Origin of the sequence: Vibrio sp. HENC-03 (assembly GCF_000305755.2) — a bacterium.
GTDB classification, from domain to species: Bacteria; Pseudomonadota; Gammaproteobacteria; order Enterobacterales; family Vibrionaceae; genus Vibrio; species Vibrio owensii.
Genome location: NZ_JH976047.1, coordinates 60,018 through 84,810 on the forward strand (window position 1 = coordinate 60,018; position 24,793 = coordinate 84,810).

18 protein-coding genes and 1 pseudogene are annotated in these 24,793 nt (G+C 45.6%); 13 read left to right on the top strand and 6 right to left on the bottom strand.

Annotated elements, in window-relative coordinates; all coding sequences use genetic code 11:
* The first annotated feature begins 68 nt into the window (after positions 1-68).
* From VCHENC03_RS24905 to VCHENC03_RS24885, 6 genes and pseudogenes are all read left to right on the top strand, one after another.
* Entirely contained in the window at positions 69-1,664 is a 1,596-nt protein-coding gene (locus VCHENC03_RS24905) for a bifunctional aspartate transaminase/aspartate 4-decarboxylase (RefSeq protein WP_009704100.1), read from the top strand.
* Between the two features lie 125 nt (positions 1,665-1,789).
* On the top strand, positions 1,790-2,647 hold the full coding sequence (gene pdxY / locus VCHENC03_RS24900) for a pyridoxal kinase PdxY (protein ID WP_009704101.1): 858 nt from the start codon (positions 1,790-1,792) through the stop codon (positions 2,645-2,647).
* Positions 2,648-2,873: 226 nt separating this feature from the next.
* Positions 2,874-4,043, top strand: coding sequence for a patatin-like phospholipase family protein (locus VCHENC03_RS24895; RefSeq protein ID WP_009704102.1), 1,170 nt, complete (start codon positions 2,874-2,876; stop codon positions 4,041-4,043).
* Positions 4,044-4,060: 17 nt separating this feature from the next.
* Positions 4,061-4,489 (top strand): hypothetical protein, encoded by a 429-nt coding sequence (locus VCHENC03_RS24890; protein WP_032801931.1) that lies wholly within the window; start codon positions 4,061-4,063, stop codon positions 4,487-4,489.
* Between the two features lie 142 nt (positions 4,490-4,631).
* Positions 4,632-5,542 (top strand): annotated as a pseudogene (locus tag VCHENC03_RS0125155) (LysR family transcriptional regulator).
* Between the two features lie 258 nt (positions 5,543-5,800).
* Positions 5,801-6,967 (top strand): BamA/TamA family outer membrane protein, encoded by a 1,167-nt coding sequence (locus tag VCHENC03_RS24885; protein WP_009704106.1) that lies wholly within the window; start codon positions 5,801-5,803, stop codon positions 6,965-6,967.
* Positions 6,968-7,087: 120 nt separating this feature from the next.
* Here VCHENC03_RS24885 and VCHENC03_RS24880 read toward each other — a convergent pair whose 3' ends face one another.
* Positions 7,088-7,744, bottom strand: a complete 657-nt coding sequence (locus VCHENC03_RS24880; protein WP_005435698.1) for an NAD(P)H-dependent oxidoreductase — start codon at positions 7,742-7,744, stop codon at positions 7,088-7,090.
* A gap of 287 nt (positions 7,745-8,031) precedes the next feature.
* Between VCHENC03_RS24880 and VCHENC03_RS24875 the strand changes: the two genes are divergently transcribed.
* Positions 8,032-8,436: a hypothetical protein gene (locus VCHENC03_RS24875; RefSeq protein WP_009704107.1), complete on the top strand. Its 405-nt coding sequence runs from the start codon at positions 8,032-8,034 to the stop codon at positions 8,434-8,436.
* Positions 8,437-8,525: 89 nt separating this feature from the next.
* Here the strand turns inward: VCHENC03_RS24875 and VCHENC03_RS24870 are convergent, their stop codons facing one another.
* The 5 genes from VCHENC03_RS24870 to VCHENC03_RS24845 form a co-directional block, all read right to left on the bottom strand.
* A complete protein-coding gene (locus tag VCHENC03_RS24870; protein ID WP_005435702.1) occupies positions 8,526-9,317 on the bottom strand; it encodes a slipin family protein in 792 nt (263 codons plus the stop codon).
* A 9-nt stretch (positions 9,318-9,326) separates the two neighbouring features.
* A complete protein-coding gene (locus tag VCHENC03_RS24865; RefSeq protein ID WP_009704108.1) occupies positions 9,327-10,694 on the bottom strand; it encodes an NfeD family protein in 1,368 nt (455 codons plus the stop codon).
* 402 nt (positions 10,695-11,096) lie between these two features.
* Positions 11,097-12,764, bottom strand: coding sequence for a response regulator (locus VCHENC03_RS24855; protein ID WP_009704109.1), 1,668 nt, complete (start codon positions 12,762-12,764; stop codon positions 11,097-11,099).
* A gap of 64 nt (positions 12,765-12,828) precedes the next feature.
* Positions 12,829-13,971, bottom strand: a complete 1,143-nt coding sequence (locus VCHENC03_RS24850; RefSeq protein WP_009704110.1) for an EAL domain-containing response regulator — start codon at positions 13,969-13,971, stop codon at positions 12,829-12,831.
* The gene (locus VCHENC03_RS24845) at positions 13,972-17,574 is read right to left on the bottom strand and encodes an ATP-binding protein (protein ID WP_009704111.1); all 3,603 of its coding nucleotides are present in this window, start codon (positions 17,572-17,574) and stop codon (positions 13,972-13,974) included. It abuts the gene before it with no gap.
* 301 nt (positions 17,575-17,875) lie between these two features.
* Between VCHENC03_RS24845 and VCHENC03_RS24840 the strand changes: the two genes are divergently transcribed.
* From VCHENC03_RS24840 to VCHENC03_RS24815, 6 genes are all read left to right on the top strand, one after another.
* Positions 17,876-18,811 (top strand): cytochrome-c peroxidase, encoded by a 936-nt coding sequence (locus tag VCHENC03_RS24840; protein ID WP_009704112.1) that lies wholly within the window; start codon positions 17,876-17,878, stop codon positions 18,809-18,811.
* Entirely contained in the window at positions 18,804-21,167 is a 2,364-nt protein-coding gene (locus VCHENC03_RS24835) for an ATP-binding protein (RefSeq protein ID WP_009704113.1), read from the top strand. The genes VCHENC03_RS24840 and VCHENC03_RS24835 overlap by 8 nt, the downstream gene beginning before the upstream one ends.
* Before the next feature lie 118 nt (positions 21,168-21,285).
* Positions 21,286-21,753, top strand: a complete 468-nt coding sequence (locus VCHENC03_RS24830; protein WP_009704114.1) for an OsmC family protein — start codon at positions 21,286-21,288, stop codon at positions 21,751-21,753.
* A 76-nt stretch (positions 21,754-21,829) separates the two neighbouring features.
* Positions 21,830-22,711 carry a LysR family transcriptional regulator gene (locus tag VCHENC03_RS24825; protein ID WP_009704115.1) on the top strand — a complete coding sequence of 294 codons (882 nt, stop codon included), beginning with the start codon at positions 21,830-21,832 and terminating at the stop codon, positions 22,709-22,711.
* Between the two features lie 151 nt (positions 22,712-22,862).
* Positions 22,863-23,873: a DUF2804 domain-containing protein gene (locus VCHENC03_RS24820; RefSeq protein ID WP_009704116.1), complete on the top strand. Its 1,011-nt coding sequence runs from the start codon at positions 22,863-22,865 to the stop codon at positions 23,871-23,873.
* A 9-nt stretch (positions 23,874-23,882) separates the two neighbouring features.
* Complete coding sequence (locus VCHENC03_RS24815; protein WP_009704117.1) at positions 23,883-24,740, top strand: sterol desaturase family protein; 858 nt, start codon at positions 23,883-23,885, stop codon at positions 24,738-24,740.
* The last annotated feature ends 53 nt before the right edge of the window (positions 24,741-24,793 follow it).

A 24,793-nucleotide genomic window follows, 5' to 3' on the forward strand; every position in this document is an offset into this window, starting at 1 on the left:
CCTAATTAAATAGGCGATAGGGGAAGTATTCTCAAAATTTAAGTAAATAATAGATTCAGGTAAATATTATGACTACGCAAAACACAACAATTGATTTTTCAAAATTTGCAGATTTAAGCCCATTTGAATTAAAAGATAAACTAATTGAAGTGGCACAAACTGTTCCTGACCGCGCCTTATTAGATGCTGGTCGTGGTAACCCTAACTTTCTAGCGACGCTACCACGTAAAGCGTTCATTCGTTTGGGTGAATTCGCAGTATTGGAAGCTGAGCGCACATACTCATACCTAGATGGTGGCTTCGGTGGCATTCCTGATGGTGTGGGCATTGTTGAGCGCTTCGACACGTTTGCAAGCAACAACAAACAAGACAAAGGCGTGCAGTTCTTGGAAAAGTCGCTGAGCTACGCAAAAGACCGTTTGGGTCTAGAGAAACAAGCTTTCTTGAAAGAACTGGTTAACGCATACCTTGCATGTAACTACCCTGTGCCACCACGTATGTTGACGAACATCGAAACCGTTGTGAAGCAATACATTGCAGAAGAAATGTACGGCCCAATGCCAATGACAACAGACTTCGATCTGTTTGCAACTGAAGGCGGTACAGCGTCTATGACGTACACCTTCCAAACTATGTTCAACAACGGTCTATTGAAGAAAGGCGACAAGGTTGCGCTAATCACTCCAATCTTTACGCCGTACCTAGAGATCCCAGAGCTTAGTGAATACGAACTGGAAATCGTTGAGCTACGTCTGGATGAGACAACATGGCAACTGCCTATGTCTGAAATCGAAAAGCTTGCAGATACAGACATCAAACTGCTTTGTGTCGTGAACCCAGCAAACCCAGCGTCTGTGAAGTTCTCGGACGAGACTCTGGATAACCTATCAAACTTCGTGAACAACGAACGTAGCGACCTGTTCATTGTGACTGACGATGTATACGGCACATTTGCGGACGACTTTGTCTCACTGTTCGCGAAACTGCCATACAACACGCTTTGTGTTTACTCGTTCTCTAAGTACTTCGGTGCAACAGGCTGGCGTTTAGGCTCGATTGCAATTCAACACAACAACGTGTTTGACGATGCAATGCGCAGCCTTCCTGAAGCGCGTCAACTTGAGTTGGACGATCGTTACAAAACACTGACTCCGGAACCTCGTGAGATTAAGTTTATTGACCGTATCGTAGCAGACAGCCGCAGCGTAGCGCTTAACCACACAGCAGGTTTGTCTCTTCCTCAACAAGTTCAAATGGCGTTGTTCTCATTGAACTGCTTGATGGACTCAGAACAAAACTACAAAGAAGCATGTAAACGCATCATCCGTGAGCGTTACAAAACTCTGTACAAAAACATGGGTGTAGAAATTGAAGAAAACAAAGATCGTGTGGACTACTACACACTGCTTGAGCTCGACACTTTGGGCGGCAAATTGTACGGACCAGCCTTCGTTGAATGGTTCAAAGCGAGCGAGAAGGGCAAAGACTTCCTGTTCCGCCTTGCACATGAAACCGGCGTTATCCTACTTCCAGGCAAAGGCTTCGATGTAGTGCACGCATCAGTTCGAGTTTCGTTAGCAAACCTTACTCACCACGAATACGAGCTTATCGGTCGTGCAACACGCAAAGTGTTGGATGAGTACTTTGCTGAGTTCCAAGGCTAATTAATCCAGCCTGATTAAGAATAGGCCTCGGCGTTGTCGAGGCTATTCCGACCAAATAAGCACAGTGCGCGGCATTGTGTTTATTTAGTCGCCAAGCTAACAAACTTCCCAATTAAGAGTGACTTATGAAAAGCATTATTTCTATTCAATCTCATGTGGTTTATGGCCACGCCGGAAACAGTTCTGCAGTCTTCCCAATGCAGAGAATGGGGCTTGAAGTCTGGCCAATCCACACGGTTCAGTTCTCAAATCATACGCAATACCAACAAGGCTGGACGGGACAACGATTCGGCTCTGACGATATTCGTTCATTAATGCGCGGTTTGGACAATATTGAAAAGCTCAGTGAATGCGGTGCGGTACTGTCCGGTTATCAAGGCAGCGCAGAGCAATGCCGCGCCGTCGCTGAAGCCGTCAGTTTAGTTAAATCGCGTAACCACAGCGCGCTTTACGTGTGCGACCCAGTGATGGGTGATCCAGATAAAGGCTGTATTGTAGAGGACGGCGTCAAAGAAGCGATCAGCCATAGTTTGTTGCCCATCGCTGATGTGATTGTTCCAAACCAGTTTGAACTGAGTGAGCTAACGGGCGTGAAAATTGACTCCCTTTATGATGCGGTCACTGCATGCAAAAAAGCCCTAGAGCTGGGACCAAAAATGGTATTGGTGAAACACCTGCATGCGCTAACAGATGATGCCTTCAGTATGATCTTAGCGACACCAAAAGCGTGTTATTTAGCTCAACGCCCAAGTATTGATTTTGACCAGCAACCCGTGGGCGTTGGGGATTTGATTTCTGCAATTTTCACTTCTTGTTTGGTGAAGAAGATGTCTCCTGTCGCAGCATTTCGTCATGCTCACAATGCGGTTTATGGCGTATTAGAGATCACCAAAGGCTATGGCACATGGGAACTGCAGACGATCAACGGCCAATACGAATTTGTCGAGCCGACGCATGAGTTTAATGTCGTGAAAATCGCCTAGTGCTACGGCGCAGATGGATACGTAAAGTGATGATTAGAAGCTAAGCGCGACGTTATGAAATCTGTGCGTCATTGCATTGATGGATAGCGTCCTACATCTGCGATTACAGCGTTTTGATGCGCTTAGATATAGTACTTCCACACAACGAAACGGACTTCATTTTGACCCAATTAACTTCAAACTGAGTCTCTGGTCATACGCCAGAGAACATTAAATGAGACTGACTATGAATCGTTTAATTTCCTCTGGTGTAACGATAGCACTCTCGCTCTTGGTAGCGGCTTGTAGTTCACCCCATACGCTGGATGTCCGTGTTTCTCCAAGCAACTACAAAGACGTTGAAATCGCAAATTCAACACCGAAAGAGCCGCTTCGAATGTGGGCCAATGAAGCGCCTGATTTCCTTTATTCGGCACACAATCAAACCACACCAATCAAAGTAGAAGGTGAACAGCTCAATATTTTGGCCTTATCGGGTGGTGGCGTAAACGGTGCGTATGGTGCTGGCGTTTTGATGGGCTTACAGGAAAAGGGTGAGCTGAAAGACTACGCCATCATTACCGGCATCAGCGCAGGTGCGTTAATTGCGCCATTTGTTTTCATCGGTGGTGATGCAATGCCAAAGATGAAAGAGGTCATGCTCAACATCAACGACAAAAGCGTTCTGGGTAAAAAGAACTTTTTAAACACACTGTTTAAGGATGCGTTTACTGATGGCGAGAACCTTTATGACTTCATTGCGGATGCTTACCCTGAGCCAATGATTGAGGCGATGGCACAGCAACATCGCAATGGTAAACGCCTCTTTATCGGCAGTACCCATTTTGATTCAGGTGAATTAGTAATTTGGAACATCGGCGCGATTGCGAACAGCGACTTAGCGGACAAATCAGAATTGATCTACAAAGTGCTTGCCGCAAGTGCATCGATCCCTGGTGTTTTCCCTCCACAATTTATCGATGTTGAACATGATGGGGAGGCACTTGAAGAGTTACACGTAGATGGTGGTCTCGCAGCTCAGGTGTTCTTTAATCCGTCTAACTTCGACTATCAACAAATCTCAGAGGCTCTGGGGTTAGAAAAAGCACCTCAGCTGGATGTGATTCGTAATGGTGCTTTGAAAGCACCGTACCGACCACTAAAAGACAAAGGTTTGGACTTGGTATCGAAAAGCGTCTCAAGCCTTACGTTAGCGCAAACTCGTGGTGATCTGTATCGAATGAAATACATCAGTGAAATCAACGATATTGAGATGCAGTTTACTTATATCGACCAAGACTTCGGATACGCCAAAGTGACGAAAGACATGTTCGACCAACATTACTTGCTAACGATTTACGAATATGGATTCAAAAAAGCTACCCAAGGACAACTTTGGGTGACTGAACTCCCTTAACACAGGAAAAAAACACAATGAAAAAAGCCGTTCTAACGTTAATGATGCTTACTGCTTCTGCGACTGCATTTGCACAAAGTGGTGCTCACCTTGACCAGCAAAAAGTCGACAGCGACATGCAGCAACTGTCTGCCATTAAAGAAGAAGGTGCAGCCTTTATCATGATTGATGAGAACTCGAGTTACGTGGCAGTCGAGTACGTGGGTAAGTGGGAAGAGATCAACAACTATGTCTCACACAAAGAAGCAAAGCAACGCAAATTGGAAAAAGTGAACAAGCAGTTTGTGTATTCGCAAACTGGTGAGACGCTAGCGTCACTAGAACAGAAGATCGTTGACCACATTCAAGCTGACCAACCTAAGTATTTTAGTGTGGATGTTTACCGCGATTACCATGGTGACTCGGGTGAATTTAACTATTTGGCTCGCGTTGTTGAGTACAACTAAGATGGAAGAAACCTACTGACTTTAGTAGGTTTTTTTATGTCGTCGAGAAGGAATTCAAACGCAGCTTGTTACCGTTACCGAGTAGCAATTCTACTATCTTGTGATAATTTAATTAGATAACTCTAAAAAGTAAGCACAACCTATGAATTTTAGTTTTGAACAACTTCTCGCGTTCGTGACCGTTTATGAACAGCTTTCATTCAGTAAGGCGGCGGTCAAACTCAATAAGCACCGAACCACAATAGGGCAGGTGATCACCAATCTTGAAGACCAACTTGCGGTTAACTTGTTTGAACGAGTCGGGCGATCGGTAGAGCCAACAGAAGATGGTCACCATCTGTACCACTATGCTAAACAAACCATCGAACAGGCTCGTACTTTCGATAAAGTCGCACTGAGTCTTTCTTACGGTGGATTAGAAAGCGTTAACATCGCCTATTCTAGTGTGATTCCGCATCGTGCTTTGGTTGAAATTCGCCAGCAATTATTACGTGACTTTCCGTTAATGCGAGTGAACTTCTTTGTCCGGAATAAACAGGACATCAAAAAAGGATCGCTAGTGGTGAGTTCCACTTCGGTATCGTGAATGTTCATGATAGTCAGGCGATGCACAGTTTTGATGCCACCTTCCTTGGGCATTTCGAGTTTTTCCCTTTTGCACAAAAAGGTGGAGAGCTGTCTAAGTTGAAGAAAGATGAAGTCTTAACCGCATTGAAAAGCAGCAAGCAATTTGTCTTACGCTCATTTATCGAAGAAGGCATGGCGGAGAAGATCATCGTTAGCTCTGATAACGAAGAAGTCGATCAGCTTGCCCTCGTGATAAAAATGGTCGAAGCGGGCTTGGGCTGGGCGCTACTGCCTAAAACCTTTGCTAACACTGAGTTTGCCAACCATTCGATTGAACCTGTCGAATCTGCCGAGATGCTTGAAGGGTTCAAGTTTGGTTTTGCGCTTTGGTGTCCGCATTCCAAACAGATTGGTGATATCAAGCAATCGCTAATGACCGTGATAAATAACTATCGTCAGCGATTCGAAGACAGCCTTCGTCGCTGATTCCAAAGGCTCATTTCATTCCAACAAGGTTCATTTCGAGCCTTGTTTTCGTTTTATCCGACTCAAAATATCCGTCTTCAAATTTTGAAGGATCACACCCTCTATACGAGAGTATGGGATATCACTATTTTGCCTTAATCTAGCCTTGCGAATGGGGTCACCCAGAGCAAAAAGTGTTTTATCTATATGTCTGCTGCACGGATGCAGAATTTTCAGCCGGGTCGTTACTGCCCGGCTTTTTTTATCTGAGGATTTTTTATGAATCGCCAACGCCAAGGTGCGTTACTTTCTACATCCGTCTTATTGGCATTTCCATCTTTCGCCTCATTTTATGACCCAATTGACGGACAATTTGATATGGGGCATTACATCGCAGAAAACGCCCACGGATTTTTGCCTATTCCCATTTTGATTACTGAACCTGCCGTTGGTTATGGTGGTGGCGTTGCAGGGCTGTTTCTCCATGAAACCGAAGAAGAGAAAAACAAGCGCAAGCAAGCGGCACTAGAAGCGATTGATGGTGGTGCACAACTTGTTCCTGCTGCAATGACCGTTGCCGGCGCTTTAGGGACAGAAAATGGCACATGGTTTGTCTTTGGAGGACACCGTCATTCATGGCTCAATGACCGCGTTCGTTATATCGGTGTTGGTGGCTTTGGGGTTGCAAATCTGGACTTGTATAAACAGTTATCGTTTGGCCCAATTCAAAAAGACTTAAGATTTGGCACCACCACCTCGGTTGCCGCGCTCTCACAAAAGGTGCAAGTGCGCATTGCAGACACGCCTATCATGGTTGGCGTAAAACAGTTATTGGCAAAGTCTAAGGTTGAGTCGGACAACCAACTCGTTGAAACCATAATGGAACTGACATTAGGGGACGAGAATTTCACATCGGGTTTGGGATTAGAGCTGGAATACGACACCAGAGATAACCTCTTTTTTCCAACCAAAGGCGCTAGGATCAGTGCCGATTATATGTTCTACGATGATGTCATCGGCAGTGATTACAACTATCGTAATCTCAACCTCGAAGGGGAAGGCTTCATTCCTTTGGCTGAGAAATGGACACTTGGTTTAGCAGGAAACTATCAGCGCTTCGAACAAGATGACCTATTTGTATCTCCAACGGCAAAGCCTTATGTATCGCTACGCGGTGTCTCCTCTTACCGTTATCAAGGGGATGAAATCGAAACGCTACAAGGTCAACTCACTTACAGCATTACTCACCGTTGGAAAGTCTCTGCTTTTTATGGCGAAGGCAAAGCGATTCAAAAAGAGTCTGAAGAAAAGGAAAACAAAGTAAAAGCGGGTGGCTTCGGCTTTCGTTATCAGATTGCTCGCCGCTATGGATTACATTTAGGAATGGACTACGCGATAAGCGATGAAGAAAGCGCAATCTACGTCAATGTAGGCAGTGGATTTTAGACAAAAAAAGAGCCGTACTCTTAGACTGAGAAACTAAGAAGTACGGCTCTTTCAATTTGAACAATGATTTAGATAGCTAAGCTCTAGGCTAAGAACCAAGGAGCTAGGAGACGATACTCGTTATAGAGTAGTAATTACGTCATCCATGTTTAGACGCGCTTTTGGTAGACCGTGGTTGTAGTCTTCGCCGTCTTTGTGGTAGCCGATTGCTAGTGCAACTTCACATACGTGACCGTCTAGTTCTGCTTTGAACTCTTCGCCGATCAGTGTTGGGTCAACACCTTCCATTGGAGTAGAGTCGATACCTAGACGCGCTAGTGTGTGCAGTAGGTTACCAAGTGCGATGTAAACTTGCGCTTTAGTCCAGCCGCCGTTGTAGCCGTTCTCATCTGTGTTTGCTTCAGCAAATGCGTATGCACCCATGAACATGTCGTACATGTCTGCTGGTAGGTGACCAGAAGTTACTTCAGCATCAACGCGCTTCGCGAATTTCTCTTTAGTGAATTTTGGATCGTACGCTAGCAGAATAGTGTGAGATGCTGCTTTAGCGTGCGGTTGGTTGAACTGGTGCATGTTAGCAAACGTGTCGTGGAAACGCTGTTTCGCTTCGTCGCTCTCAATTACGATGAATTTCCAAGGCTGAGAGTTGATAGAAGACGCAGATAGGCGGATTGCTTCTTTGATGATTGCCATATCTTCTTGAGAGATGCGTTTCTCTTCGTCGTATTTTTTAGCTGTGTAACGGTTGTTTAGGTCTGTAATGATTTGATGAGACACGTTTATATCCTCTTAATATTATTAGACAAATGAGGATGCGCTTAGCATCGACAACCATGCGTACCTCGAAAGTGAGTCCATAATATCGACTTTTATCGAATTGATAATACGTGTTTCGTTTAAATCACTTTCTATTTTTTATTGAAAATCGAATTTGAACGTCTAAAAGGCAGGTTGGCATTCTCCGTACGCCGACGTTCAGAAACCGCAGAAACCACCAACGAGCTTGGTAGGATTATCAAATTACATTCATAATAAAAATAGATAAGTTGGTTGGAGGCTAGGGTATGAACGTAATCGAGGTATTTAATGACAGCTACGAACGTTGCGTAATCCATGAGGACTTCTTTGATTTGTTCTATGAGAACTTTTGGTCGAAAGGTGAAAACTTCAGACAAAAGTTCGATGGCGTAGACATGAAGAAGCAAATCCGGATGCTTAAAGGATCTATCGTGTTTGTGATGATGGCAGCCACTTCAACAGACGCTCGTGACATGATGCGTAAATACGGCAATAAGCACGGGCATAACAATATTGGCGTCGCCCCTGAAGACATTGATGTCTGGTTTGAAAGCCTGTTAGAAACCGTCGCCCAATGTGATCCTGATTTTGATGAAAGGGTGGAGTACGCGTGGCGGCACTGCTTTGAAACTGGATTAGCAATTATGAAGAAAGAGTGTACCGACGCATAAGTTCAATCAATGTTGAATTCGTAAAGGGAGTAGCAAACGACTACTCCCTCTTTCCTTTTTTCTACTGGCCTCTATAGCGGCTACTAGGCTTACTCTTTCCCTTCTTCCGACTCTCCCTGATTCTTCTTCACTGCTTTGGCGATATCGGATACCGCTTCGACGAGATTAATCGGCATCGGGAAGATAATGGTTGATGTCTTGTCTGTGGTGATTTCAGTGAGCGTCTGCATGTATCGAAGCTGTAAGGCGTTAGGTGCTTCGTTAAGCATTTCTGCCGCTTCTTTTAGCTTGTTGGAAGCTTCCAACTCACCAGTTGCATGGATGATCTTCGCGCGGCGGTTACGTTCGGCTTCGGCTTGGCGGGCAAGGGCACGTACCATGCTGTCGTTAAGGTCGACATGTTTCACTTCAACCGTTGCTATCTTGATACCCCAATCGTCAGTTTGCTGGTCGAGGATGGATTGCAGATCTTTATTGAGGCGTTCACGTTCAGAAAGCAACTCATCCAGTTCATGCTGACCAAGTACCGAACGTAACGTTGTCTGTGCTAACTGGCTGGTGGCATCGCTGTAGCTTTCAATATTGTTGATTGCCATTTGTGGGTCCACAACTCGGAAGTAAACCACGGCATTGACTCTGACCGATACGTTGTCACGGGTGATCAAATCTTGAGTCGGAACATCCAAAACAATGGTACGTAAATCGACCCGAACCATTTGTTGAATGAACGGAATTAAGATGATCAAGCCCGGTCCTTTTACTTCTTGGAAGCGACCGAGGAAGAACACCACGCCACGCTCGTACTCACGCAGCACCTTGAACATTTGCGTTGCCAGTGCAACCAATAAAACAATGATAACGGCAACAGTGTAGAGCATCATAAGCGCCTCCTATTCCTTAGGGCGGTCACTGGGTTTCACGGTTAGGGTCAACCCTTTTATGGTTACCACGGTGACGTGGTCTCCTTGTTTGAGCTGTGCGTCAGCTTTGGCTTGCCACAAAGCACCATCCAGCTGGACAAGCCCAGTTCCATCAACAAAATCATCACTTACAACAGCGAGTTTGCCCGGGTAGGTTTCTAGTCCGGTGGTGGCTTTTTTACTGCGAATTTTAAGAAGCAAGCCAACGGTAATCACAATTAATCCGGCAGAGAAAACAGCGATACCAATGATTAGTGGCAGAGCGATTTGGAAGCCGGGGATGTCGCTGTCCATTAGGAAGATGGAGCCGAGAACAAACGCAACGACGCCACCTAAGCCGAGTATGCCAAAGCTCGGGTTAAAGGCTTCAGCAATCATCAGAGCAATACCGAGCAGCAGTAACCCTAAACCAACGTAATTCACAGGCATCATTTGTAGGGCATACATGGCGAGCAACAAGCATATCCCACCGAGCACACCTGGCAAGCCAATGCCAGGGTTATAGAACTCTAATAACAGTCCGTAAATACCAATCAGCATCAAGATGTAAGCCACGTTGGGGTTGGTAATTACCGCCAACATTTCTGCACGCCAGTCTGGGACACGTTCCACCCACGTTGGGTTATCTAACGCCAGCTTATACGGCTTGCCGTTCACTTTGATCTCTGTGCCATTGATGGTTGTGACCAAGTCTTCGGGCGAGTTAGCAATGTAATCAATAACGTTTAACTCTAGCGCTTCTGAAGCGTCTATGTTTGCAGCTTCGCTGACGGCTTTCTCTGCCCACTCTGCGTTTCTGCCATGCAAGCGAGCCAAACCTTTGATATATGCTCTGGCGTCATTAATGACTTTCTTTTCCATTGCGGTTTTGGCGGGTACTTTATCGGAGTTTTTACCTGATGATTCATCCTTCGATTCGTCATTGTCTTTGTCGTCGGCACTAGAAGGTTGCTGTGGTGCACCTCCAAGTGAAACAGGCGTAGCTGAGCCTAAATTAGTGGCTTCTGCCATCGCAGCGACATGACTAGCCAGCAGAATGTAGGTACCTGCGCTGGCTGCCCGAGAGCCTGACGGACCAACCCAAGTTGCAATGGGTACTGAAGAGGTTGTGATGGCGTGAATGATGTCTCTCATTGAGCTATCAAGTCCGCCGGGGGTATCCATTTTTAGAATGATGAGGTCGACGCCGTTTTGCTGAGCCTCTTCAATCTCTCGAGACAGATAATCACTCAGAGCAGGACCAATCGCGCCTTTGACTGGCAATACCCAAACGGTGCTCGCTAGCGCTTGGCTGGCAAACAAGAGTAGGGGAAGAAGCCACAATCGTATCTGTTTCATACAGCCCTCCTTGTGTTACCACTGGGACTTATTGAAAACGCTATTTAAAGTATAGATACGCGTGGACAAGAGAATGGATTTATCCGTCGCCTCCAAATGTATAAGCAAATGTACAAGGGGGAGGTGCTTAGGCTGTGATGCACACTTTCTCACGTAATCTGGGTTTTCATGCGTTGTGGTTCGTAAGAAAACCAGTAAACTGCGAGGAATCAACGACACTCTGACAAGAAGATAAGTGGGAAGTTATGATGTTAATTGCGATTCGATTGGTGAAGCTTGCCGTTATCTGTGCAGTGTTCTTCACTATCTACGATTTGATTGCGTTCGGTGAGGTGACTTGGATTAACCGTTTCTTCAACCTGTAATCCGAAATAAAAGGGGCATCGTGCCCCTTTTTGCTGTCTAGTTTGCCAGTTCTGGTTGCGTAGGTGGAGTGGTCACCACAGACATCTGTTGACATCGATCTTGAGCCAGAAAAAGAAACTTGTCGTAGCCGCTCTTCTCAAGCTCTTCACTAGAAACCAATTGCTTCACAATGTTATCGCAGCGCTTGATCAGTAGCTCAACCTCTAATGACGATTTGTTGCTCGGAAAAGCTCGTGTCAGCACTTTGATGATGTTAATACACACGGTTCTTAGCAGTGGACAACGAGCTTGAAGCTCAATTAAGGCATCGATCAGAGTTTGGTAATCTTGCTCGGCTGCACGAATCTTTTTGTACTGTTCTTGCATCCAAGCTTGGCGCTCCGCGTTGTCGGTTTCTAAAGAGCGACCAAGGGCAATTTTACTCGATAGAATCGTATCGCTTGAGTCGGTTTGTAGATTTTCAAAACACCAAGTGATGGCTTGAGAGAACTCAGATTCGAAGTTCATCTCATGCAATAACCAAGCGAGATGAAACTGCGCATAAAAGTGAGCGAAAGGCTTACGACGATACAAATCACTGAGCACTTTAAACGCTGCAACGTACTGGTTTTCCTCAATCGCAATGTGTGCGGCAATCAAATCCAACTCGTCTTTAATTGCCTTGTTTTCAGGACCATTAGTGATGGATTTAAACAGGCTTTTTGCCTGAGCCAGCAAATCCTCACGACCTTCTAGCTTTCGCACACAATAAAGCAAAATTCGAATCAAGTTCAGCTTAGAGAAGGTGTTGTTGCGATAGGTATCTTTGTTGATCTCCATGTACGCGTGATAGTGCTGCAATGCTGAGTGATAATCGTGCTCTGCAAGGCACAAGTTAACGACCACCAGTTCACGTTCTGAATTGCCTTCAACCAAGCTGTTTGCTAGCTCTAAGTGTCTGATCGCACTTGGCACTTCACGGTTAAGCATGTTGAAGTTCGCCGCACATTCACGGACTTCAACATTGTTCGGAGACTCTTCTAGCAAGGTACGTACTAGGCGTTGTGCTTCGTCGTTTTCACCCAGAGAAACCAGCGTGTTTGCCAAGCCGATTTTTGCCCAGTTAACGTCTTTGCGTTCAATGACTTGTTCGTAGACGATTTTGGCTTCGTGATGCAGCTTTAGGCGCGTTAAGAAATCGGCACGGAACTTCTCAATAATGAAGAAGTATTCTGGGTGGAAGGGTGCTAACTCGTCGCACGCTTCTAAGCCTGCATGAGCATCGTTCTTCAACTCAGCTTCGTAGATGGCTTGTAAGGTATTTTTACGCTTTACTGCGCCTGAAATACGCTCTTTTAACGTGATTGAGTTAAAGGGCTTAAGTAGGTACTCGTCGGGCTTGAGCTCAATGATCGCACGTACGATAGTGGCAGAGCTTTCCCCTGTTACCAGAATAAACACCGTGTCATGGCTCAAGAGTTTGAGATGTTTTAACTCTTCAAAGAGTTGTTTACCGTTCATGCCGCGACCAAAGTTATAGTCACAAATGATCAGATCAATTCGCTCTTGATGGGCGATTGAAATCGCACCCTTAGCAAGACGAGCGGTGAAAATGCGTTTGTCAGAGAAACCCAGTTTGGTCAGCATGTTTCGTAATGTGAGCACTACGATAGGCGCATCATCGACAATGAGCACATTGTATTGTGAGAAAGATTTGGTATTCATTTCAAAGTGATTCATCAAACAAAATCTAAGCGGCGAGGGCAGACCATATGCCACTTAGATTGAATTAGAACAAAGCTTCCAGTTGCTCAAATGGAACAGGACGGCTGCGCACAAAACCTTGATACAGGTCGACGCCAATTTGACGAAGGTAGTAAAGCGTTTCGTGGTCTTCGACGCCTTCGGCTACCGACTTTAATCCCAGTGATTTTGCCAGTTGTAAGCTAGAGATGGTCAGTTGCTGGCTCTTAAAATTGGTCAGCGCATTTTTGATGAATTGGCGATCAATCTTCAATTCAGTGTACGGTAAAATCGCCAGTTGGCTGAGAGAAGAGTAACCCGTACCAAAATCATCAATCGCCAAACCGACACCTCTTAGGCGCAAGTTAGCTAAGTTGGCTAACGAAACCACGTCTGAATCGTAGACCTCATCTTCTGTCAGCTCTAGCGTCACTCGTTCTGGTGCGATCTGGTATTGGTCGCACAAACCGAAAAATCGTTCGCTCATCGGTTGTTTAAGCGTCTTTTGGTTCATGTTGACCGACAAACTCACGCTGGTGTTGAGTTTTGCCAAATCCCGTAAGGCGTTTTCCAGAACCAGCCAAAACAGTTTATCCAGCTCATTACGGGCTTGGATCTCACTTAAAAACTGAGCCGGAGCTAACACGCCGTGTTCTGGATGAAAGCAGCGCACCAACGCTTCTAGCCCAACCAAACGGTTATCGACTACGGAGTATTGCGGCTGGTAGTAGTTATGAAACCAACCTTGTTGGAACGCGGTATCGATGTCTGTTGTGTTCATCAGCACAGGCAGGGCAACGACTTGCTCTTCGATGGTGTACTGCTGGAAAGCCGTCAATATCTGGCTTAGCTGTTCACAGGAAATCGGTTTAGTGAGTGCGCGTACAAAGTCATAGCCTGCCGACAAACACATGTTGTAAGTGATTTCGACCACATCCTGATTCATTGCACTCAAAATCACGACGCCTTTTGGACGCGTTTCTTCCGACAGCGTGCACAGCAAGTCCACACCATTGATATCGGGTAGGTCGATGTCGCAGAACATCAAATCTACTTCTTGGTTGGTGCAGATTTCGCTGACCTCAGACCCACGATGTACGATGGTGATTGAGCCATTAAAAAGACGATTAAGCAGAATCTTGAGATTGGTTGCTTGTAGTCGGTCATCTTCAACAATCAAAATGTTCAATTAGTTGTTCTCACTCAAATCTAGCCATTGTTTTGTGGTGGCTATGATGGTTTCTAATTCGTTAAGTAAAGCCGTGCGCGCTTGCTGTTCTTGCTCTGTACCTATCAGCGCTTCACATTGTTGGGCACTGTGCTTCAATTGAGTCAAATTCAATGCGGCTGCAGAACCTTTAATTCGGTGCGCGACAGACTTAAGACTCTCTTCGCCTGAATGAATCAATGCGATGTCGTTACTCAGCGCTTCGCACACCACATGTGCCATTTCTGCTTTTTCTTCATGGTGATAGGCATCCAACCAATCGCTTTGAGTTTCGCTAGAGAAGGACATCGCCAAATACTGCTCACACAAGGCTTTAAGATCGTCCAAGTTATAGGGCTTGAACAAGACTGACTCCATGCCGTTTTGCTCCGCTTTCTCAATCACATTACGAGAGTTTTCTGCGGTACAACCCACGACGGGCAGTGAGGCAAATTCGCTGCTTGCTTTGAGTTTTTGTGTGAGCTGATAGCCATCCATATCCGGCATATGGCAATCACTAATAATCAAACTGATAGGCGCGAAAGCATCATCGTGTTGAGCCTGCTTCAACAACTCAATCGCCTCACTCCCACTAGCCGCTAATTGACAACACACTCCAAGCTTTTCAAACTGGCGCTTAAACAACAGTCGGTTAATGGCATCGTCATCAACCACTAAAACTCGACCTTGCCATTGGCAGGCTGTCGGTTGTGTCCAATGATTTGGCATCGTAGAACTTGTGTTCAGCTTTTGCTGAATAAGGTCAGGATAAACATTGGAGTAGTGCGGTTCTGGCTCAATGACATGATGCTTGAGTTCAAACTCATCGAGCGTTACCTGCCAAGTATTTAGCCAACGTTGTATCTGCTTGTCTTCGGTGTAAATCGGTCCCATTCCCGTTAGGTCGAGAGGTTGGCTGGTCATTGGCAAGCGCACGGTAATCTCTGTCCCTTTGCCTTGTTTACTGTTCACTTCTATCGTGCCGGTCATGATGTCGACCAGTTTTTTCACAATAGACATACCAAGACCTGTGCCACCAAAGCGACGGCTGATGCTCTTATCACCCTGCACAAATGGTTGGAATAGGGCATCCAATTGAGCCTTGTTCATGCCACATCCGGTGTCTTGCATGGAGAACACAAGCTCGTTGGCATAGACGTGAATGTTCACGCTGATCTTGCCTTTGTCTGTGAACTTAACGGCATTACTCAGTAGGTTGTTGATGATCTGGTTAACGCGCAGCCAGTCGAGATTCACCAAAGCATAAGGTGTCGGTTGCCAATTTACTTCAAACGCTAAAGCCTTTTGTTCTACTGCTTTTTCAAAGCTGCGCAAACTTGAGCCAAGCTCTTCGTAAACATTGCCACTGTGCACATCCAACTGAAGCTGGTTCGCATCCACTTTAGAGAAGTCGAGAATGTCGTTTACGTGCAACTGCAAACGCTCAGCCGACAACATCGCACTTTTCAGTAGTTCTTTGCTTTCCGGACGGTCGAGGTCTTGTTCCAATAGTTCCATCAGTCCGAGCATGGCAGCGATAGGGGTTCTCAGTTCATGGCTGATCACCGCAAGAAAGTGCTCTCGTGCCTCAATCGCTTGCATGGCTTTGAGGTTGGAAGCTTTCAATGCACACTCTTTCTTTTTCAGCTCGGTGATGTCATCAAACACCGTCATATGGAAGCGTGTCCCTTCTTCTGGATGAAGGAGAGACTGCCTTCTTACTCGGTAATGCTTTTTACCAAGAGAGCAGAGTGTGGTGACGATTTCATCCGGTACTGGGTAGTCCGTATCCTTGGTTAGCTTCAAAACCAATTCGCGTTGTTCATCTGTGATGTTGCTGTCGGTATTACATCGTTGCAGCATCGACAAGTACGGCTTGTTGGCTAAGATTTGTTGGTGGTTATCATCCGAGATCAAAATCTTATTAGGGATATGATCAAGCACTGAAGACAACCATCGGTTTTGTCGTTGACGTACTTTGGTCTCGTACTCTTTACGCTTGATTTTGCGTGTCAGATGCCCGGTTCTCAGAATGTAAATCAACACGGCAACCAACAGCACACAGACACCGACTAGCGCCCAAATCACCACGATTTCTTTGTCGACACCATAGTGGACGGTGACTTTGTCATGACGCTCCATGAGCTGCTTTAACTCGGCGTCTGTGGTGATTTTCAACACGGTGTTCAGTACGCGGCGTAAGAACTCGGAGTCTTTTCTTAGCTCCATGCCCAGTCTTATTTTGAGCTGAATACCCGTTGGAGGTGTAACCGCTTCAAACGTCTTGCCTTGTCCATCGTAATAGTGATTATCGATTAGGCTCTGATTAACAAAAGCATGGGAAATCTCACCTTCTTCAAACGCTGCCATCAAGTTATCGAAATCACGATAAACTTCCGCAGAGGAATACTCCGAGTGATCGAGAAAATGCGGGTAAAAGTTACCTGAGCGATCCAAAATGGCCACGTTTTCTTCAGCGTTCGAATTGAGCGACTTAATGTAGCCAAACTGCAAGTAGCCCAGGGTTCTGGTCGTGATAAAGCGCTTCTTGTCGGTTAGGGCAATGTTGCGCGCAGGCAGTAAGTCGACCAGATTCTCTTGCAGCATCAAGTCAACATCGCGCCCATTAGCTGGCACGTATTCGAACTTGATCATGCTCTTTTGCTCCATCAGCTTAAGCAGATCATGAACATAGCCTTTTATCTCGCCCGTTTTTGGATCGAGATAAGACAGCGGATACACGTTATCTTGAATTGTGTAGCGAACCTTCTGGTGACCTTGTTGTTGTTCTAGAATATCGAGCATCAATTCGTTGTGCAGAATGTTGATGTTGGCTTCGATGTGCACACGACTGTGTTTCGATTCTTTCGAGTGTTTGATGTACTTAGTGATGATGTCCATCAACTGAGTGGACTCTTTTCCGGTAAAAATCGTTACTTCTCCCGGAGTGAGGGATTTGTTGTAAACGACTTTACCCGTCAGTTCACCTTTCGGGTTTTTGAATCCATAAGAGCTCAGTGTCGACAAACCGACCACGGCAGCATCAGCTGCACCACTATTAAGCGATGCCGTCATCATCATGTTATTACGCACAGAATGGACGTGCTTAAAGCCAAGTACTTCAATCTGATCACACGCACTTGAATCTTGCACACACACCCATTTGAGCTCGTCTAGCGGGGTGTTCTCTAATGCGCTGTCACGCAGCCAAACCAGTCTCAATGTGTGAAATATCGGATCGGAGTACAGGAAACGTTCTGCGCGCTTTTTGGTTGCAACAAAGCCAACGGTGAGGTCTATCTCTCCGTTTTCTAAGCCATCGAATAGTGTATTTAACGTTCTATACGGGACGTACTCTGCCTCGATATTTAAGTCGTGCAGCATGGTTTCTGCATACTCGATATTGATGCCTTCTTTTGAGGCAAGATCGCCCCAGTAAGGTAGCCAATCTCCCTCAAGTACACCGACTTTTAATGTGCTTTGATTGTCCAGAAATGTTCTGTCTTCTGCGTTTAAGAAATCACGAGCAGATGCATTGAATGACAGAGTGGTAAGTAGTGCAGCAATGAATGCGAACAGTTTCACTATTTTATGTTTTCCAGCCAAGAACCGAATTCAAAATGGGGCGGAATCGTATAGGTTTTCACCGCGTTCTCCAATCAAGGTTGTTTGTCTTGTCGACAACATACGCTTGATATACAACTCGATGAGTTCAGAGAGGATCAGGACGATTAATTATCAATAAGTTATGAGAGGAAGCTCAATATCCCCACGAGCCGCAATGGAAAAAAACTTAAAAGCAACTAAGTTCATATTAAGAGGCTAGGTAAGGATACCCAGAATTATGAACAAAAGGCTTACCACAAAAGGGTTATGTGGATGTTTGATGATAGGTTTTAGCGCTTCGGTTATTGCTGGTGCAACGCATGATGACGAAGTGAACTTTCAGTTGGTGCAACCAATTGATGGCGAGCCTAATATCGACATGGATCTAGCTCGAGTTGGTTGGCACTTGTTCCGAGATCCAAACTTATCTTCCAACGGGACTATCAGTTGTGAAACCTGCCATGATCTTTCAACTAACGGTGCAGAACCAACCGCGGTTTCTACTGGCGTGAATGGTGTCGGCAACCGTAACTCGATTACTGTTTTTAATGCGGCTTTAAATTATCGTTTTCTTTGGGATGGCACAGCTAACTCTTTGATGGCTCAAATCGATGGTCCGGTGCAAAACCCGTTAGAGATGGATTCGAACTGGCAGGACATAGAACAATATGTGCAATCGGAACCTTCTTACCAAGCTCTATTTAAGCAAGCTAACAATCGGGCGATCACAGTCAACAATATCAAAGGTGCCATTGTTGAGTTTGTTAAAGGACTACAAACGCCAGACGCGCCTTTTGATTCTTATTTACTCGGCTACTCTCACACTTTGGACGAACAAGCGATTCGGGGTTGGAATACGTTTCAACAAGTCGGTTGCGTTCAGTGTCATCAAGGTAAGAATGTCGGTGGTTCAATGATTCAGCGCTTTTCCTACTTCCGAACTCAAGGCGAAAACCTCGATACAGGGCGTCACTTAAGAACAACGGATGGTGAGGACAAGTTCTATTTCCGAGTCGCTAGCTTACGTAACGTCGGGCAAACCAGCCCTTACTTCCACAACGGGCAAGTCGATGAGCTTTCCGAAGCCATTCAGATCATGTCGCAAACCCAACTGGGAGTGACCATGAGTGACGACAAAGTGGCAGACATCGAGGCGTTCTTAAACACGTTAACGGCGCCGAGACCCGCGATTCTAGAGGTGTTTGAAAATGAATAAATTCCGATTACTCAACGCCTTTCTTTTCATCGTTATTGCTGCAATGATGGTGCTGGCGTACATGACGCATGTGAACTCCAAAAACACACATGGGCTACATGCTTCGTTATCTGAGATTGGTCACCATTTGATTGAATCTCGTGACAGTGTCGTGAATCGTTACTCTTTGGGAGAGCGAAAGAACTACGAAATCACCCAAAGTTTGGTCGATTTAGAGATTGCTGCCGAGAATTTGTGTACGGATTTCAAGCAATCCATTTGGTTTAGTTTCACCCCAACTAAGACGCGCGTGCAAAACATTGTCGCGCAATTCGATGGTAAAGTACGTGATGCGACGCAGACGTTAGACATGTTGGTAGGCGTTCAAGTGGCAAATCAATACGAAATGCACACTCTACACAATATCTACAAGCAGCAGTTTGAAGTCACCAATGAAGATGCCTGGCTTGAACAGCATTATTTTGAATTCTTGACCAATACCGCCCTAGAGGGGGATAACGAGCAAAGTCAAAATATCGCTCTGTTCCTTGGTCGTCTGCGAGAGAGTGAACGCAAAATTGAGCTGCTCACCAACAAGATTTTAGAGAGTCACTACTTTGAGTTTGTTGAATACTCGGAACATCAGCTTCTAGAGATAGCACAGCGTGAAGGAAGACTTACGTGGGTGTTCGTTCTATTATCCATTATCTCCTTGGTAGCGGTATTTGTGCTGCAAACTCAGCACCGTGTGAACAAGCTGAAGCAACTCAATGACGACTTAACCGAAGCCACAGAAAAAGCGGAACGTGCTGCAAAAGCCAAGTCACAATTCTTAGCTACCATGAGCCATGAGCTAAGAACGCCCATGAATGGGGTGTTGGGTATTTCGCAAATCATTGCCAGTGAGACCAAGGAGAGGGAGACGAAGGAGCACGTTCAAGTAATTTTGGATTCTGGTCAGCATCTGATGACGATTCTTAATGACATCTTGGATTTCTCTAAAGTTGAAGAGAACAAGTTGGAGCTTGAAGCCGCACCATTCAATTTACCTCAAGTGCTCACCCCAGTTTGTAGTGCGATTCAGCCTTTAATCGAAGAGAAAAACATTCAGCTTTATGTCGAGAACGAAGTGCCAGAAAACATCGAGTTTAATGGTGACTGTGCGCGCATTCGGCAGATCCTGTTTAATCTGGCAGACAATGCGGTCAAGTTTACCAGTGATGGGCATGTACTGATTCGAGCTGAACTCGACGAGCAAAGAAAGCGTTTGTTGCTGTCTATTAACGATACTGGCATTGGTATCCCGGCGGACAAGCAAGACCGTATCTTCAACTCCTTCGAGCAAGCAGATACTTCCACCACACGTAAGTTTGGCGGCACAGGGCTTGGTTTAGCTATTGTGAAAAAGCTAACGGAATTGATGGGGGGTGAGGTCAAGCTTAAGAGTGTAGAGAGCATTGGTACTCAGTTTTTAGTCGAACTCCCAATACCTTGGGAAGAGAAGGCGTTACCTAAAGCGGCGGATACCAAAGTCAAAGTTCAGCGCGAAAACAAACGTAACCTGCACATTCTTCTAGCCGAGGACAACCGAGTCAATGCGATTGTAGCGAAAGGATTCTGTGAGAAGCTAGGGCATACGGTCGAGATTGCTGAGAATGGTCTAATTGCGACTAAGAAAGCGCAAGAGAACCAATATGATTTGATTCTTATGGATAATCACATGCCGGAGATGAACGGGGTTGAGGCGACCCGCTTTATCCGCGAAAAACTTGGCGTGAATACCTTATTGTTTGCCTACACCGCCGATGTGTTTAGAGAAGCGCATGATAACTTCATTGAAGCAGGGGCGGACCATGTACTGACCAAGCCGCTGCAACGAGAGAGTTTTGCTGACGCACTCAAGCAGTTTGCCTCGCGTTTACCAACTCAAGGTGATGATGCAACAGAGCAAGCTGACAATATTGTTCAATTGCATCGTGAGCCGATTGAGAAGCTCAGACTGACCGAAGAGGAACTGACTCACTCAGAAACCGTCGAGATACTCAAACAGGAACCAGAAGCCTTGGTGGATTTACTAGAAAGCATAGTGAATGACTTTGAGAAGTCGGTCGACGAGTTGATTGAATTCTTTATGGCGGAAGATCTTGAAGCGCTCCACAGTACCTTACATACCACCAAAGGCATGGCGCTAAACTTAGGTTTGGATACACTAGCAAATCAAGCGCTTGAAATTGAAACCCAAGTGAAAAACAAACAAATTCCGGATATTGAACAACTGCAGAAGTTGATTAACCGATTGCAGGTGAATGTGCATCAAGGACAACGTCTGATTGACCAATCTCGCAAACAACAGGCAGACACAAATCAGGTGATTTAATGGCTTAGCGCACGTATTTCATCCCTGCTCTTGGGGCATGCTTTGCGCTGTGGTTTACTGGGGTCTCATTCATGGCGAGTCGCCTTATTAGGCAAAGCCTACAGCACAAGGGATGGTAATGAGTACACACACTGCAGTTATCCGATGGCAGCGTCAAACCAACGAAATCTTTAGCGACAATCAATACAGCCGAGCACACGTTTGGCAGTTTGACGGCGGCGTTACTGTTCCGGCATCCCCATCTCCTCAAGTTGTCCCGCTACCACTTTCGGTAGAAGAAAACGTCGATCCAGAAGAAGCGTTTATTGCTGCGTTATCGAGTTGTCATATGTTGGTTTTCCTTTCTATTGCCGCTAAGCGTCGCTACGTAATTGATTCGTACGTGGACGAAGCAATTGGGGAACTGACGGCAGGAGAAAACGGCAAAGAGTGGGTTTCTAAAGTTGTGCTGAGACCACGCATCGTTTTTTCTGGAGATAAACAGCCGACACGTGAACAGTTAGAAAAAATGCATCACCTGGCGCATGAGAACTGCTTTATCGCCAATTCCGTAAAGACCGAAGTCGTGACCGAAATTCTCGATTAGCGTCGTTTAGATTATTTCAATATTGACAAAAGTCTCTCCTCAATTATGGTTACAGCAACAAAAGTGAGGTAAGACGATGTTAACGCGTTCCGATGATCTAGAAATCCTATTAACGGTTGTAGACTGTGGTGGCTTTTCTGCTGCGGCAGAAGCATTAGATGTGCAAGTGGCGAGAGTCTCTCGTTCAGTCAGTCGTCTTGAACAGCAGCTTGGCGTTTCTTTACTAAACCGCACCACACGCCGCGTTGAGTTAACCGATGAAGGTCGCCGATTTGTCGAGCATGTGCGCACCGCAATGCAGTACATTCAGCAGGCGGAAGAGTGCATTCTTTCATTAGGAGAAACGCCTCAAGGGACACTGCGTGTGGATGCCGCAAGTCCATTCGTCTTCCATCAACTAGTTGACCTGATCAAGCCTTTCCGTGAAGCCTATCCGCAGATTGAATTGGAGCTGACGTCCAACGAAGGTTTTGTTGATCTATTAGAAAAGCGCACCGATGTGGCGATTCGTATCGGTAAACTGTCTGATTCTACTTTGCATGCAAGAGCGCTGGGTAAGAGCGAGTTGTATTTGGTTGCCTCACCGGATTACCTCAAACACAGAGGGATTCCACAAAAGCCAACTGACCTTGCTCATCACGACATTATCGGATTCACTGAGCCGAAGATCCTCAACAAACTGCCATTAAAAGGCGCACCAGAGATAGAGCCAAATTTGCTTTCCAGTAACGGTGAGACCATTCGCCAACTGGCGCTAGCAGGCAATGGCATTGCGTGTTTGTCCGGTTTTATGGTGCGTAAAGACATGGAAGAGGGGCGCTTGGTGCCGATATTGGAATCAGACAAAATCACTAATACTGGTCGTGAACAGATCAACGCGGTTTACTACAAATCTTCATCTGTCTCATTGCGTATTTCCGCTTTCCTTGATTTCATCCAACCCAAGTTAAAGCTCTAATTAACCGTTCAATGGTTTGAATATGGGTGACTGGTTTCACATTTCAGCTCATTTGAAGCCGAGAACTGAACCAATGTTGTGCAGTGGCGCAAACCGTTTGTTGTTAAATTAATGTTAATATCGAATGGTGTATCATTGATTAATAGCGAGCATGGATGTGCAGACGCCTTTGAATCCCTTTATTCAAGCGAATGGATTACCTCAATTTGGTCATTTAGCATCGATTCCCGAATCGCTTCAGTTGGATGCGTTTCAGTATCTTAATGAGATGGACCTGCCTGTATCGAGTTGGCGTAAACGATTCGACTATAAGCAGTTCCAGTTCGTCTCGATTGTGACAGAGAAACATATCATTGGTGTTGCGATTGCCGATATTCGCTATTTGGCGTCTGGCTTTTGCTATGTGTTTGACACAGAAACCCATGAGCTGGTGGAGCAGCAATGGCTAAAGCCGATCAACATGGGTTATCAAACACAACCTTCTAGCTGGAACAGCCACGCCTATCTCGCTAACGATGCCATTCAATTCAAGATTGAACATGGACTCTGGCACATACAGCTTTCAACAGACCTTATTCAAGCTGATTTGAGGTTAAAACCTGAGTCAGAAAGCTTGCCGTTGATGCTCTGCACGCCAACCGCGTATTCCGGTTGGACCTACACCCAAAAACACAACGCGCTCGCTGTTCAAGGTGAAATGAGTGTGAAAGGGCATCCACAAGATTTAACCAACGCAGTCGCTGGGTATGACTTCTCTGCCGGGTATATGCGACGGGAAACCAGTTGGCGATGGGCGAGCATTAATCATTACAGTGAAGACAAACGGATAGGGCTGAACTTTGCTGCTGGAGTCAACGAAACCGGACATTGTGAAAACGTGATTTGGATTGATGGCGAACGGCATTTGATGTCACCTGTCCAATTCGAATTTTCTCGCCTCCATCAAGAAGCGTCATGGCGAATTACTTCACAAGACAAGCGCATCGACTTGATCTTCAAACCTAAAAACCAGCGTTCAGAGAAAAAGAACTTCTGGTTTTTGAAGGGTAACTTTCGTCAGTTTGTTGGTTACTTTTCTGGCTATTTGATTGATGGCAATGGCATTAAACACGAACTTGAAGAGGTGATGGGACTCACCGAAGATCACTACGCGAAATGGTAGGAATAGACTATGGAATGGTCACAAATTACGGAACATCCTGATTTATTGTTGATGTTGCTCGCGCCAATATTCTTTCTCTGCATTGCTGCAGAATATTGGTTTGGACAGCGTGGCGGAAGATTACCTGAGAGTGCCCGATATTACTTACCCGAAGTGGTGTGTAACTTTGTATTGGCTGGGCTTCATCAAGCGACAGATATCTTAACTGGGCTGCTTATCGCCAAGCTGTACTTATGGTGGTTTGGTTGGCGTTTGTTTGATATCGAGATGACGGTTTCTACCTTCCTACTGCTAATGGTCTTGCAAGACTTTTTCTATTACTGGTTCCACCGAGCAAGCCATCGTATCCGTTGGATGTGGGCGGCACATGTGGTGCATCACAGTTCAGAGCGCATGAACTTCAGTACCGCATTTCGTCAAAGCCTAATGTACCCATTGGCAGGCATGTGGTTGTTCTGGTTGCCACTGGTCATTATTGGTTTTGATCCTAAGTGGGTGGTGTTTGTTGTTCTGCTCAATCTCGGTCTGCAATTCTTTGTTCATACTCAGTCGATTCGTTCTCTTGGCCCTTTAGAATGGGTCTTCAATACGCCATCTCATCACCGTGTTCATCATGGTGTGAATCGTCAATATATCGACAAAAATTACGCTGGCGTATTGATCATCTGGGACCGCATGTTCGGTACATTCGAGCCAGAAGTTGAGACGGTTCGTTATGGCATTTCAAAACCTGTTAATAGCTTTAACCCTATTACCGTGACGTTTGCGGAATGGAAAGACATGTTCAAAGAAGTGACTCGTCCTAATTTATCTTGGCGTCAGCGCTGGCGGTGTTTGTTTGCGCCTCCGTCTGACACCTTGGAATAGCTGTTTTTTATGATTAACTAAACGTCATACCATTTATTCTTGACAGCATTCGG

Coding starts and splice junctions, on each gene's coding strand:
- VCHENC03_RS24895 (WP_009704102.1), top strand. CDS start 2,874: ATGAATCGTTTAATTTCCTCTGGTGTAACGATAGCACTCTCGCTCTTG.
- VCHENC03_RS24870 (WP_005435702.1), bottom strand. CDS start 9,317: ATGATGCTCTACACTGTTGCCGTTATCATTGTTTTATTGGTTGCACTG.
- VCHENC03_RS24885 (WP_009704106.1), top strand. CDS start 5,801: ATGAATCGCCAACGCCAAGGTGCGTTACTTTCTACATCCGTCTTATTG.
- VCHENC03_RS24830 (WP_009704114.1), top strand. CDS start 21,286: ATGAGTACACACACTGCAGTTATCCGATGGCAGCGTCAAACCAACGAA.
- VCHENC03_RS24855 (WP_009704109.1), bottom strand. CDS start 12,764: ATGAATACCAAATCTTTCTCACAATACAATGTGCTCATTGTCGATGAT.
- VCHENC03_RS24835 (WP_009704113.1), top strand. CDS start 18,804: ATGAATAAATTCCGATTACTCAACGCCTTTCTTTTCATCGTTATTGCT.
- VCHENC03_RS24820 (WP_009704116.1), top strand. CDS start 22,863: ATGGATGTGCAGACGCCTTTGAATCCCTTTATTCAAGCGAATGGATTA.
- VCHENC03_RS24875 (WP_009704107.1), top strand. CDS start 8,032: ATGAACGTAATCGAGGTATTTAATGACAGCTACGAACGTTGCGTAATC.
- VCHENC03_RS24815 (WP_009704117.1), top strand. CDS start 23,883: ATGGAATGGTCACAAATTACGGAACATCCTGATTTATTGTTGATGTTG.
- VCHENC03_RS24840 (WP_009704112.1), top strand. CDS start 17,876: ATGATAGGTTTTAGCGCTTCGGTTATTGCTGGTGCAACGCATGATGAC.
- VCHENC03_RS24825 (WP_009704115.1), top strand. CDS start 21,830: ATGTTAACGCGTTCCGATGATCTAGAAATCCTATTAACGGTTGTAGAC.
- VCHENC03_RS24865 (WP_009704108.1), bottom strand. CDS start 10,694: ATGAAACAGATACGATTGTGGCTTCTTCCCCTACTCTTGTTTGCCAGC.
- pdxY (WP_009704101.1), top strand. CDS start 1,790: ATGAAAAGCATTATTTCTATTCAATCTCATGTGGTTTATGGCCACGCC.
- VCHENC03_RS24890 (WP_032801931.1), top strand. CDS start 4,061: ATGAAAAAAGCCGTTCTAACGTTAATGATGCTTACTGCTTCTGCGACT.
- VCHENC03_RS24905 (WP_009704100.1), top strand. CDS start 69: ATGACTACGCAAAACACAACAATTGATTTTTCAAAATTTGCAGATTTA.